The 11,415-nt window shown below is 63.0% G+C and carries 12 protein-coding genes; 10 read left to right on the top strand and 2 right to left on the bottom strand.

Features of this window, described 5'->3' with window-relative positions; all coding sequences use genetic code 11:
- Position 1: 1 nt before the first annotated feature.
- Together H7687_RS08895 and H7687_RS08890 are read right to left on the bottom strand one after the other, a co-directional pair.
- Positions 2-301, bottom strand: coding sequence for a PQ-loop domain-containing transporter (locus tag H7687_RS08895; protein ID WP_183346695.1), 300 nt, complete (start codon positions 299-301; stop codon positions 2-4).
- Positions 302-453: 152 nt separating this feature from the next.
- Positions 454-864, bottom strand: coding sequence for a c-type cytochrome (locus tag H7687_RS08890; protein WP_183346694.1), 411 nt, complete (start codon positions 862-864; stop codon positions 454-456).
- A gap of 173 nt (positions 865-1,037) precedes the next feature.
- On the opposite strand from H7687_RS08890, the gene H7687_RS08885 reads away from it, so the two are divergent.
- From H7687_RS08885 to H7687_RS08845, 10 genes are all read left to right on the top strand, one after another.
- Positions 1,038-1,361: a hypothetical protein gene (locus tag H7687_RS08885; protein ID WP_183346693.1), complete on the top strand. Its 324-nt coding sequence runs from the start codon at positions 1,038-1,040 to the stop codon at positions 1,359-1,361.
- Between the two features lie 278 nt (positions 1,362-1,639).
- Positions 1,640-2,071: a Fur family transcriptional regulator gene (locus tag H7687_RS08880; RefSeq protein ID WP_183346692.1), complete on the top strand. Its 432-nt coding sequence runs from the start codon at positions 1,640-1,642 to the stop codon at positions 2,069-2,071.
- Between the two features lie 189 nt (positions 2,072-2,260).
- Complete coding sequence (feoB, locus tag H7687_RS08875) at positions 2,261-4,252, top strand: ferrous iron transport protein B (RefSeq protein WP_183346691.1); 1,992 nt, start codon at positions 2,261-2,263, stop codon at positions 4,250-4,252.
- Positions 4,253-4,485: 233 nt separating this feature from the next.
- Positions 4,486-4,668: a hypothetical protein gene (locus H7687_RS21935; RefSeq protein WP_246404724.1), complete on the top strand. Its 183-nt coding sequence runs from the start codon at positions 4,486-4,488 to the stop codon at positions 4,666-4,668.
- A 51-nt stretch (positions 4,669-4,719) separates the two neighbouring features.
- On the top strand, positions 4,720-5,364 hold the full coding sequence (locus H7687_RS08870; protein WP_183346690.1) for a metal-dependent transcriptional regulator: 645 nt from the start codon (positions 4,720-4,722) through the stop codon (positions 5,362-5,364).
- 515 nt (positions 5,365-5,879) lie between these two features.
- Positions 5,880-7,676, top strand: coding sequence for a methyl-accepting chemotaxis protein (locus H7687_RS08865; RefSeq protein ID WP_183346689.1), 1,797 nt, complete (start codon positions 5,880-5,882; stop codon positions 7,674-7,676).
- Between the two features lie 18 nt (positions 7,677-7,694).
- Positions 7,695-8,054 (top strand): STAS domain-containing protein, encoded by a 360-nt coding sequence (locus H7687_RS08860; protein ID WP_183346688.1) that lies wholly within the window; start codon positions 7,695-7,697, stop codon positions 8,052-8,054.
- Positions 8,054-8,419: a response regulator gene (locus H7687_RS08855; RefSeq protein ID WP_183346687.1), complete on the top strand. Its 366-nt coding sequence runs from the start codon at positions 8,054-8,056 to the stop codon at positions 8,417-8,419. The genes H7687_RS08860 and H7687_RS08855 overlap by 1 nt, the downstream gene beginning before the upstream one ends.
- Positions 8,416-10,506, top strand: a complete 2,091-nt coding sequence (locus H7687_RS08850; RefSeq protein WP_183346686.1) for a chemotaxis protein CheA — start codon at positions 8,416-8,418, stop codon at positions 10,504-10,506. The genes H7687_RS08855 and H7687_RS08850 overlap by 4 nt, the downstream gene beginning before the upstream one ends.
- A 48-nt stretch (positions 10,507-10,554) precedes the next feature.
- Positions 10,555-11,409: a CheR family methyltransferase gene (locus tag H7687_RS08845; RefSeq protein ID WP_371877563.1), complete on the top strand. Its 855-nt coding sequence runs from the start codon at positions 10,555-10,557 to the stop codon at positions 11,407-11,409.
- The last annotated feature ends 6 nt before the right edge of the window (positions 11,410-11,415 follow it).

Here is an 11,415-nt window from a genome sequence, read left to right as displayed (position 1 = left end):
GTCAGCAGGTGGAGGAATCCCGGCGCGCGGCGATGCGGCTGGAAATGACGATGAGGAAAAGTGCCCCGGAGCCGACGGTGTTGCCGAGGCTTACCGCGGTGAAGATGTGATCGTGCACCGAGAGGCAGGCGTAGAGCGCGGTGATGATGGAGCCGATGCACCAGCCGCCGAAGGTGACCGGTGACAGGGAAAGGGCATGGTTGCGGTCGCTCCATGCCCTCGCTATTTGGGGCAGGTACAACAGGACCGCGACGAAGCCGTTCACTGCGTAGAGAGATTTGAGAGCCGGAAGAAAGGTCATGGTGGGGACACCTTGCTACACCAGCGTCCCGGGGGAGGTGAACTAGGTCACAAAGCGGGACGCTCCCTCACCCCCAGCCCCTCTCCCGGAGGGCGAGGGGGGCGAGGGGGGCGAGTCGGCGGGGGCGCGGGCGCCCCCGCCGGAGTTGTGGCTTAGGGGAAGGTGGCCAGGACGTATTCGCCGATCTTCTTGGCGTCGTCGTTGGAGATCATCCCCTCGTCGAACTTGTTCATACCCGGACCGGGGTTGCGCATGACCTTGACGATGTCCTCGGGTTTGGTGATCTTGCTTCTGTCGGCCATGGCCTTGGCGCTCAAGGTCTTGGAAGGGGTGATGGTGTTGCCGCCGTTGGGGTGGCAGACCGCGCAGTGCTGCTTGAAGAGCTGCTCCCCGGTGAGACCGGTTGCCGACGGCGACGGCGGCGCGTTGGTCGTTGCCGACTTGGCCGTCGATACCACGCTTTGTGGAGGTTGGGCCTGCTCTTCGCTCTTCTTCTTGCATCCTGTTACGCCACCGGCAATGAGTGCCAGTACTGCCACTGTTACCACCAAACGCCTCTGCATGGGGACACCTCCTGTTAGAGTTTATTCATCCGGCGAGTATACCAGAGAAAACAATCCGTGCCGTAATAGCTGCTCTTTTGGTGACCGCCATTTGCAAAGCCGTGTTTGACAGTTGGTTGGTGAATGCTAATGTTAACCGTTCCCGCCATCCTGCCATAGTGGAGGAGACCGCCATGAAAAGGACGCCGATCGCCATCGTGCTGCTGCTCTTGTCTCAAGTCGTGCTCTCGTGTGCTGGAGAAGGTGAAGTGGTGCACCGGGGCAACGGCAAGTTCCTCCCCGACCAGCGTGATGTAGAGGTAAGTCCGACCCAGGAAAATGCCTGCGACTGCTGCCAGAAGTGCAAGGCGGCGAAGAAGGATATCAAGCCGCACCTGGAAGAGGACACCAGCAAGGAAACCGGCTGCGAGGAATGCTGCCGCAAATGCGGCCGCCCGGTACAGCCGCTCCCCGAGGACATCCCCCCCGAGATCATCAACAAGCCTGCCCCCAAGTGATGGCCGCGGCAGGGATGATGTAGCACGACCTGCCCTGCTACACTCCCTGCCGGCCTGTAACTGCTCTCACTACAGCACTCTGTCGCACCGGAACCCTCAGTTCGGTCAGTCTCTGTCCCGCCCCTGCGACTCAGGCTGGTACCGGCCATGTCTCTCTTGTGCTTCTCCCTCCACTTGTCTGACACAGTCTCCCCGGCTATTCCTTCAGTCTTAGAAAAAAGAGTTGACAGTGACTGTAGCGCTCGCTATCATGACATCCACTTTCAATTGGGGTCCTCATGAAACGAGCCAAGAAAAAGGTATTCGCCGACTTCATGTCCCAGAAGGGACTCAAGTCGACCAAACAGCGCGACATCATCCTCGACTGTTTCCTTTCCAGCGACAGGCACCTGAGCATCGAGGAGCTGTATCTCAAGCTCAGGTCCAAGCATCCGAACATCGGCTACGCCACCGTGTACCGCACCCTCAAGCTCTTCGCCGAGGCCGGCATCGCCCGGGAGATGCAGTTCGGCGACGGCCAGACCCGCTACGAGCACGTGAGCGAAGGGGAGCACCACGACCACCTGGTCTGCACCCGGTGCGGCCACATCGAAGAATTCGAAAACGAGACCATCGAGAAACTGCAGGACGAGGTGGCCAACAGCCGCGGCTTCCTGATCGAGCGCCATCGCCTCGAGATTTACGGCCTCTGCGCCAACTGCAGAAAGTAAGAAAGGCGTTTAACAGGGATAAAGGGGATGAAAAGGATGAAGTCGAAGAGCAAGGCTTCAGCCAAAATCCCTTTTATCCCCTTTATCCCTGTTAATTGGTTTTTTGTGGAAAGCAATCCCGCCATCATGAAAGTGACATTCATTGACATTTCATTGGCAAACGAACGTTAAAAAGGGGTAGGTAGAGTCATGTCATTCTTTGGTAAGAAGGGTTCCTGTCACGAAACACCAACCGTCAGCAGTACCGGCGCCAAGAAAGTGGCCCTGGTAGGGAATCCCAATGTCGGGAAAAGCGTGCTCTTCAACGCCTTGACCGGCGCTTACGTCACCGTCTCTAACTATCCCGGCACCTCCGTGGAGGTCTCCCGCGGCACCACTACCATCAGCGGCGAGGAGTACGAGATCATCGACACCCCGGGCATGTACTCCATCCTCCCCATCACCGAGGAGGAGCGGGTCGCCCGCGAGATCCTGCTTACCGAGCGGCCGCACCTGGTGCTGCACGTGCTCGACGCGCGCAACCTGGAGCGCATGCTCCCGATGACGCTGCAGCTGATCGAGGCCGAGCTCCCGGTGGTGCTGGTGGTGAACATCATGGACGAGGCGGCGCGCATGGGGCTCGAGATCGACATCCCCCTGCTGTCGCAGCGCCTGGGTATCCCCGTCATCGGCGCGGCCACCGCCAAAAAGGTCGGCCTGCCCGAGATCCGTGCCGCCATTGCCGGCTCCAGCGCGAGCACCACCGCTCCCTTCGGATATTCCCGGCTCATGGAAGCCGACATCGCCGGGATCGCCGGCTGCCTCAAGGCTGACTACATCCTCTCCAAGAAGTCGTTGGCGCTGCTCCTGTTGCAGGGCGACACCGAGGTCGCCGATCTGGTGCGCGACAGCGAGGGGGACGGATTTGTCCTGGTCGAGACCACGGTGAGGGAGAAGCGCTTCGAGCGCAGGGAGTCGTTCCACCTCGATCTCTCCATGGAGCGCAAGACGATCGTCAAGAAGGTGCTGGACGGCGCATTCCGGACGCCGCAGAAGCGGGTAGTGACGCTTGCCGAACGCATTTCCCGCCTTACCGTGCGCCCGAGCACCGGGGTGCCGCTGCTCCTCGTCGTGCTCTACTTCGGCCTGTACCAGTTCGTGGGTGTCTTCGGCGCCGGCACGCTGGTCGACTTCCTTGAAGGGAAGGGGTTCGAGGAGTTCTTCAACCCCTGGATCACCGGCGTCGTCAAGGGTAGCGTCCCCTGGCCCATCATCCAGGAGCTTTTCGTGGGCGAGTACGGCATCATCACCCTGGGCTTCCGCTACGCGGTCGGCATCATCCTCCCCATCGTGGCCACCTTCTTCCTCTTTTTCTCCATGCTCGAGGACAGCGGCTACTTCCCGCGCCTGGCGCTTTTGGTGGACCGGGTCTTCAAGACCATGGGACTCACCGGCCGTGCCGTGATCCCCATGGTGCTCGGCTTTGGCTGCGACACCATGGCCACCATGGTGACCCGGACCCTGGAGACGGTGCGTGAGCGCGTCATCGCGACGGTGCTGCTCGCGCTGGCCATCCCCTGCTCGGCGCAGCTGGGCGTGATCATGTCGCTGCTGTCCAAGACCCCCGGCGCGCTCCTGGTCTGGGGGCTGTGCCTGTTCGGCATCTTCCTGCTGGTCGGTCTGCTGGCCGCCAAGGTGCTCCCCGGCGACACCCCGATGTTCTACATGGAGATCCCGCCCATGCGGCTGCCGCAGTTCTCCAACGTCCTGACCAAGACCTACACCCGCATGCAGTGGTACTTCATGGAGATCCTGCCGCTGTTCATCCTGGCGTCGGTGCTCTTGTGGCTGGGCAAGGTCACCCACTTCTTCGAGAAGATGATCGAGGCGATGACCCCGGTGATGGCTTCCCTGGGGCTTCCCAAGGAGAGCGCCGTCGCCTTCATCTTCGGTTTCTTCCGCCGCGATTACGGCGCCGCCGGGCTGTACGACCTGCAGACCAAGGGGCTGATGGACGCGCGCCAGTTGACCGTTGCCGCCGTGACGCTGACCCTGTTCATCCCGTGCGTGGCGCAGTTCCTGATCATGAAGAAGGAGCGCGGCTGGAAGGTGGCCATCGGCATCGGCTTGTTCGTTTCCACCTTCGCCTTCGGCACCGGGTGGGTGTTGAACCGCGCCCTGCTGCTGACCAACATTCTGTAACGAAACACCCAAAAGCGATTCGAACAGGGATAAAAGGGATAAAAGGGATAAAGGCATAAACCGGTTTCTCACGCAAAGACGCAAGGACGCTAGCAACTACGAGACGCTGAAAGCATTTAAACCTTGCTTGCTTTGGGACTTTGCGTCTTGGGGTGACGCCCGTTTTTGCTTAAGGTGTTATCCCTTTTATCCCCTTTATCCCTGTTAAGTGGTTCGGTTTAACGAGGTTTTCGATGAGGTGCGGATTTTGCGGACATGAGTTCGCGGAGAGCGAAGGAAACGTGGGGTGCAAAAATTGCCCGATGTCATCCGGCTGCAAGATGGTAAAATGTCCCCGCTGCAATTATGAGAACCCGCCGGAGCCGGCTCTCGTTAAAGGACTGAAGAAGATGTTCCGCAAGAAGGACCGGGAATAGCGCCCGTGGGCCGCAACAGATGACCCCGAGTGAGGGTAAAAAGGAGAAGTCATGAAGCTGAGCGATAAAGCGGAAGAGATACTGGAGGCGCTCTGGATCGAGTCCGAGGAGAAGGGGACCGGCTACGCCGAACTGGACCGGATGGAGATCGATGCCTCCGACCCCGCCTACCACGAGCTCTCCGCGCAGGCCCTGGTGGAGATCAGGGACGGGCGCATCTACTTCCGCCCGGAGGGGCGCGAGGAAGGGCGCATGACCATCAGGCGGCACCGCCTGGCCGAAAGGCTGATGATGGACGTGTTGAACATCAGGGGCGAAAGCGGTGACGTCAAGGCCTGCCAGTTCGAGCACCTCCTGAACGAGGGCGTGGACAGCAAGGTCTGCACCATGCTGAACCACCCGGCGACCTGCCCGCACGGCAAGCCGATCCCGCCCGGGGAGTGCTGCGAGGAGGCGCGCAAGAGCGGCGACCTGGGCGTGGTGCCGCTGACCGAGCTGAAGCCCGGCGACGACGGCGACATCGCCTACATCCAGACCGAGGACAGCAAGAAGATGCAGAAGCTGATGGCGATGGGGGTGCTCCCGGGCAACCGGATCTCCCTCTTGCAGGCGTTCCCCTCCTACATCTTCAGGGTCGGCTTCTCCGAATTCGCCATCGATTCGGCCATGGCGCGCGAGATTTTCGTCCGGCGCTAGCTGGCGCATCCGACCTATGCAGCAAACAAGGGCGTCCCTTCACCGGGGGCGCCCTTTTTGTTTCATGACCAGCGATGATCTTCCGCCAAGATGCCCATCACCCTCTCCCCCCGGGAGAGGGCTGGGGTGAGGGCGCTGCAATAGGCAATGATCCCGCTTCGTGGCACCTCCCTCACCCGCCCTTCGGGCACCCTCTCCCGGCGGGAGAGGGCATTGGCCCCTCTTGGCGTCCTTTGCGCATGCTTGGCGTTCTCTGCGTAACTGCTTTTTGTGGTCAAAAGTGCCCGACATTACTGGCGATGTGCCATTGGACCGGGAGCGGCGACCCCGTCCGCCGGTGTAAGAACACCAATGGGGGCGCGCACTTCCCATTAAATTGCCGAAGTTTTGAATTACATGAGAAAAAGGCTTCAAGATCTCTGCCGGACTGTCGATAAAATAACTCAACCGGACCGGTCGGGGAAAAGCCCTGGCGGGGCCGCGGTAGACAACCCTCACAGAGTAAAAGGAAAGCTATGATAGCTGGCGGCAACGATAGCGGCACCCGGGATGCGGAAGTCAGGGCGCTCGCGCCGGGATGGTCCGGGATCCTGGCCAAGGCTGCGGTGGAACTGGCCGTGATTGCGGGGACCACCGAGGACGAGTTTCTGGCCATCGGGGGGAGGCTGCAGGATTTCTACCAGCGCGGCCTGGGGATCTCCGGGCTCGCCTCGGAAATGGTGGGTGAGGTCGCCGGCGATCAGGTGATCGGCGCCATGGACCGACTCGGGGAGATGCTCGACCACATGGGGCACTACGTGGACCGGGCTCAGAACGAGATCGAAGGGAGCGCCCAGACGCTGCGCGAGATCCTCGGTCTCCTGGAGAAGGTCAGTGATCCCCTCTCCGGCTTCAAGAAGGTGAACAAGGTGCTGCGCATGCTGGGCATCTCGACCAAGATCGAGAGCGCGCGGCTGGGGCAGAGCGCCGCCGGGTTCGACACCCTGGCCAGCGACGTCGGCGAACTCTCGGTGCAGGTCAACGACAAGGCCGCCTTCATCATGAAGAGAAAGGACGACCTGGCCCGGGAGATCGCGCAGACCCTGAGCGGGGTGCTGGAGTCCGGCGCCCAGCAGCATGACCGGGTCATCGAGGTGCTGGCGCGGACCAGGAAGAGCCTGCAGGCGCTCACCGAGATCAACACGCGCTGTTCCAGTTCGGTGGCGCTGGTCTCCGCCGTCTCCGACGAGGTGTACCGCTCCATCGGCGACGTGGTCATGTCCATGCAGGCCCACGACATCGTGCGCCAGCAGATCGAGCATGTCCACGAGGCCCTGGACGAGGTCAAGCAGGGTCTGGATGCCGGCAGCTGCGGCGCGGACGCGACCGCCACCATCTGCGAACTGCAGATAGCCCAGCTGCACCACGCCTCCGACGAGCTGGACGGCGCGGTGCGCATCATCATGGAGAGCCTGCGGGAGGTGGCCAGGAAGCAGTCCGGCCTCTCCGCCCAGACCAGCGGCATGTCGGGCATCGCCGACCAGGCCGGGGGAAGCTTCTTCACCGGGATGGAAAGGGACATCTCGGTGGTCTCCAACGCGCTCCTGGAGAGCTCCAAGGTGAACCAGGCGCTGTGCGTGGCCATGGGGACCGTGGCGGAGACGGTGGGGGAGATCGCCACCTTCGTCGGGGACATCGAGAAGATCGGCGAGGAGATCAAGCTGATCGCCCTGAACGCCCAGATCAAGTCCGCCTACACCGGCGACGAGGGGGCGGCGCTCGGGGTGCTGGCCGAGGCGATCCAGCGCCTTTCCATCGACGCCATCAACCATACCGGTGCGGTCTCGGGGACGCTGCAGGGGATCATCGGGGTCACCGACCGGCTCAGCCAGGGGGTGAGCGTCGAGACCACGGGGCTGGAGAGCGAGGTGCACGGCATGGTGCAGACCCTTTCCGACCTGGTGCAGACCCTGAGGCAGGTGAACGACACGCTGCAGCACTCGCTGCACCAGATGGACGACTCCGTCACCCGGCTCTCCACCGACATCGAGCAGGTGGTGTCGGGGATCACGGTGCACCGCAAGGTGGCCAAGGTGCTGGAAGAGTCGATCCGCGCCATCTCGGGTGTGGCGACCGAAGCCCGCAGGCTGGCCCCGGCCGGCACGGCCGGGAACCTGGACCAGCTGGCGCAGCGCTACACCATGCAGAGCGAACGCAGGATCCATGAGTCGCTGAACGGGCCCGCCACCGGGGGGAGAATGCCCACCCTGTCGGCGCCGCCCCCACCGGCGGCCGACGAGGACGAATTGGGCGGCAACGTCGAACTTTTCTAGATCGGGGACGAGGACCATATGGACGAGGTGAAGTTGGAACGGGTCAAAGACCCGCAAGGGACGACGGAGACGCTCAGGGTTACCGGCGGCGTCACCATCTGCGAGGCACGGGATTTCCGGGAGGCGCTCCTGGCGACACTCGAGGAGGCGCCGGAGGTGCGGGTGGATGTCTCCGCCCTGACCGGGATCGATCTTACCGGACTGCAGCTGTTGTGCTCGGCGCACCAGAGTGCGCTGCGCCGGGGCAAGACCCTGCATATCTTCGACGGTGGTAACGCCACCTTCCGTGAAGCGGCGAACGGCGCCGGATTTCAAAGGCACACCGGGTGTCCGCAAGATCGAGCTTGCAGTTGCATCTGGGTAGGAGGAGAGAGCTAATGGCCAAAGTGATAATGACAGCGGATGATTCGGCAAGCGTAAGGCAGATGGTGACCTTCACCCTGAAGCAGGGCGGCTACGACGTGGTGGAGGCCGTGGACGGCAAGGACGCGCTGCAAAAGCTGGCCAACACCAAGGTCGACATGCTGATCACCGACCTGAACATGCCCAACCTGGACGGCATCGGGCTGATCAAGGGGGCGAGAGCGCTGGCCAGCTGCAAGTTCATCCCGATCGTCATGCTGACCACGGAATCCCAGGATTCCAAGAAGCAGGAAGGAAAGGCCGCCGGCGCCACCGGCTGGATCGTGAAGCCGTTCAAGCCTGAACAGCTGATGGCCGTGGTGAAGAAGGTGCTGGGATGATCGACCTTCATCGGCAGGCATTCAAGGAAGAGGCGTACGAGCTCCTGGCGGAACTGGAGTCCTCGCTGCTGGAGCTTGAGGAACGCCCCGATGACCAGGACCTGATCGGCCGGGTGTTCCGGGCCATGCACACCATCAAGGGGTCCGGCTCCATGTTCGGTTTCGACGACATCGCGAGCTTCACCCACGAGGTGGAAACCGTCTTCGATATGGTACGCAACGGCAAGCTCACCGTCACCAGCCGCCTGGTGAACCTGACCCTGGCCGCCCGGGACCAGATCCGCGCCATGCTGGATGCCGCCGACAGCGGCGCCGAGACCGACCTGCAGGCGAGCGCCGGCATCATCGTGGGCCTGCGCGAACTGGCCGGTTTCGGCGCAGGCGGCCAGGCGGCGCCCGAGCGGCGCGAGGAGGCGGCGCCCCAGAAAAAAGACCCGGTCACCTACCGGATCCGCTTCGTCCCCCCCCGGGACATCTTCATCACCGGCACCAACCCGCTGAACCTCCTGGCCGAGATGAAGGAGCTGGGTACCTGCACCGTGGTGGCGCAGACCGACGGCTTCCCGCCGCTGGAGGAGATGGACCCCGAGGGGTGCTACGTCTACTGGGACGTGATCCTCACCACCGACCAGGGGGAGAACGCGGTGCGCGACATCTTCATCTTCGTCGAGGACGACTGCGACCTGAAGATCGAGGTGGTGGCCGAGCACAGCCGCTACGACGAGCAGCAGGACTACAAGAAACTGGGCGAGATCCTCCTGGAGCGGGGCGATATCACGCCGGACGAGATGAAGGCCGTGCTGTCCCGGCAAAAGAGGTTCGGCGAGCTTGCCGTCTCGGAGGGGATCCTCCCCGAGGGGAAGGTGAACTCCGCCCTGGCGGAACAAAAGCACGTCAAGGAGGTGCGCCAGGAGAAACAGGTGGCCGACGCCTCCTCCAGCATCCGGGTCCCGGCCGAGCGGCTCGACCTCCTGGTGAACCTGGTGGGAGAGATGGTCACGGTGCAGGCGCGCCTGTCGCAGACCGCGGCCCTGCGCGACGACGCGGAGCTGATGGCCATCGCCGAAGAGGTGGAGCGCCTGACCGCCGAGCTGCGCGACAGCGCCCTCAACATCCGCATGCTCCCCATCGGCAGCACCTTCAGCAAGTTCAAGCGCCTGGTGCGCGACCTTTCCGCTGAGCTTGGCAAGCAGATCGAGATGACCACGGAAGGGGAGGAGACCGAGCTGGACAAGACGGTGATCGAGAAGCTGAACGACCCGCTGGTGCACCTGATCAGGAACAGCATCGACCACGGCATCGAGCTTCCCGAGGCGCGCGAGGCGGCCGGCAAGCCGGCGCGCGGCACGGTGCACCTCGCCGCCGTCCACTCCGGCGATTCCGTGCTCATCACCATCGCCGACGACGGGGCGGGGCTGGACAAGGAGGCGATCCGCGGCAAGGGGATCGAGCGGGGCATCATCTCCGCCAGCGCCGAGCTCTCCGAGAAGGAGCTCTTCAACCTCATCTTCGCGCCGGGCTTCTCCACGGCCAAGACCGTCTCCTCCATCTCGGGACGCGGCGTCGGCATGGACGTGGTGAAACGGGCCATCGAGGCCCTGCGCGGCAGCATCGACATCACCAGCGTGCGCGGCCAGGGGACCCGCATCACGGTCAAGATCCCGCTCACGCTGGCCATCATCGAGAGCCTGCTGGTGAAGATCGGCAACGACGCCTTCATGCTTCCCCTGGCCATGGTGGACGAATGCGTCGAGCTGACCCGCGAGGACGTGGCGCGCTCGCACGGCAGGAACCTGGCCCGCGTGCGCGAGCACCTGGTCCCGTACATACCGCTTCGGCGGCACTTCCGCATCGCCGGGGCGCCGCCGGAGATCGAACAGATCGTGATCACCCAGGTGAACGGCATGCGGGTCGGCTTCGTGGTCGACCACGTCATCGGCGAGCACCAGACGGTGATCAAGTCGCTCGGGCGGGCCTACAAGGACACCGAGGGGATCTCCGGGGCCACCATCCTCGGCGACGGCTCCGTGGCGCTGATCCTGGACGTCCCGCAGCTGGTGCAGGCGGCCGAGGTGGCACAGAACTGACGAGTAGGGGAGGACGTAGCGCCTATGGAAGCAGCGAGGGCCGTTAACATGGCAGAACCAGGCGTCATCGAGCACAGCGCAAACCTGTCCGCGCGCGACTTCGGCAGGTTGAGCCGGTTTATCTACGATACCTGCGGCATCAAGATGCCCGACGTGAAGAAAACCATGCTGGAGGCGCGCCTGCAGAAGCGGCTGAGGAGCCTCGGCATGCACAGCTTCACCGACTACTGCGACTTTCTCTTTTCCCCCGAGGGGATGGAGAAAGAACTGGTGCAGATGCTGGACATGGTCACCACCAACAAGACCGACTTCTTCCGGGAGCCGGACCACTTCAACTACCTGACCCAGACGGTGCTTCCCGAGTGGGTCAAGCGGCACCCCGGGGCCACCCTCTCCATCTGGAGCGCGGGCTGCTCCTCGGGCGAGGAGCCCTACACCCTGTGCATGGTGCTCTCCGAGTTCGCCCTCAGGAACCCCGGGTTCGACTTCAGGATCCTGGCCACCGACATATCGACCCGCGTGCTGGATAAGGCCAAGACGGCGATCTACACCGAGAGCCAGGTCGAGCCGGTGGCCGTGGAACTGAAGAAGAAGTACCTCCTGCGCAGCAAGGACCGCTCCAGCGGCATGGTGCGCATCGTGCCGGAGTTGCGCGAGAAGGTGCGCTTTCGCCGCCTCAATTTCATGGACGAAGACTTCGGCATGCGCGAGCAGCTGGACATCATCTTCTGCCGCAACGTCATCATCTATTTCGACCGCCCCACCCAGGAGAGGCTTTTGCAGCGCTTCCACCGCCACATGAAGCCCGGCGCCTTCATCTTCATGGGGCACTCGGAGACGTTGAGCGGCCTGAACGTGCCGTTGGTGAGCGTCTACCCGACGGTGTACCGCCGGGCCAGATGATGCCGC

Source organism: Geomonas paludis, from assembly GCF_014193585.1.
In the GTDB taxonomy this organism is placed as follows: Bacteria; Desulfobacterota; Desulfuromonadia; order Geobacterales; family Geobacteraceae; genus Geomonas; species Geomonas paludis.
This window is presented reverse-complemented; position numbering and strand designations above follow the sequence as displayed.

Coding starts and splice junctions, on each gene's coding strand:
- H7687_RS08890 (WP_183346694.1), bottom strand. CDS start 864: ATGCAGAGGCGTTTGGTGGTAACAGTGGCAGTACTGGCACTCATTGCC.
- feoB (WP_183346691.1), top strand. CDS start 2,261: ATGTCATTCTTTGGTAAGAAGGGTTCCTGTCACGAAACACCAACCGTC.
- H7687_RS08855 (WP_183346687.1), top strand. CDS start 8,054: ATGGCCAAAGTGATAATGACAGCGGATGATTCGGCAAGCGTAAGGCAG.
- H7687_RS08860 (WP_183346688.1), top strand. CDS start 7,695: ATGGACGAGGTGAAGTTGGAACGGGTCAAAGACCCGCAAGGGACGACG.
- H7687_RS21935 (WP_246404724.1), top strand. CDS start 4,486: ATGAGGTGCGGATTTTGCGGACATGAGTTCGCGGAGAGCGAAGGAAAC.
- H7687_RS08850 (WP_183346686.1), top strand. CDS start 8,416: ATGATCGACCTTCATCGGCAGGCATTCAAGGAAGAGGCGTACGAGCTC.
- H7687_RS08845 (WP_371877563.1), top strand. CDS start 10,555: ATGGCAGAACCAGGCGTCATCGAGCACAGCGCAAACCTGTCCGCGCGC.
- H7687_RS08880 (WP_183346692.1), top strand. CDS start 1,640: ATGAAACGAGCCAAGAAAAAGGTATTCGCCGACTTCATGTCCCAGAAG.
- H7687_RS08885 (WP_183346693.1), top strand. CDS start 1,038: ATGAAAAGGACGCCGATCGCCATCGTGCTGCTGCTCTTGTCTCAAGTC.
- H7687_RS08865 (WP_183346689.1), top strand. CDS start 5,880: ATGATAGCTGGCGGCAACGATAGCGGCACCCGGGATGCGGAAGTCAGG.
- H7687_RS08870 (WP_183346690.1), top strand. CDS start 4,720: ATGAAGCTGAGCGATAAAGCGGAAGAGATACTGGAGGCGCTCTGGATC.
- H7687_RS08895 (WP_183346695.1), bottom strand. CDS start 301: ATGACCTTTCTTCCGGCTCTCAAATCTCTCTACGCAGTGAACGGCTTC.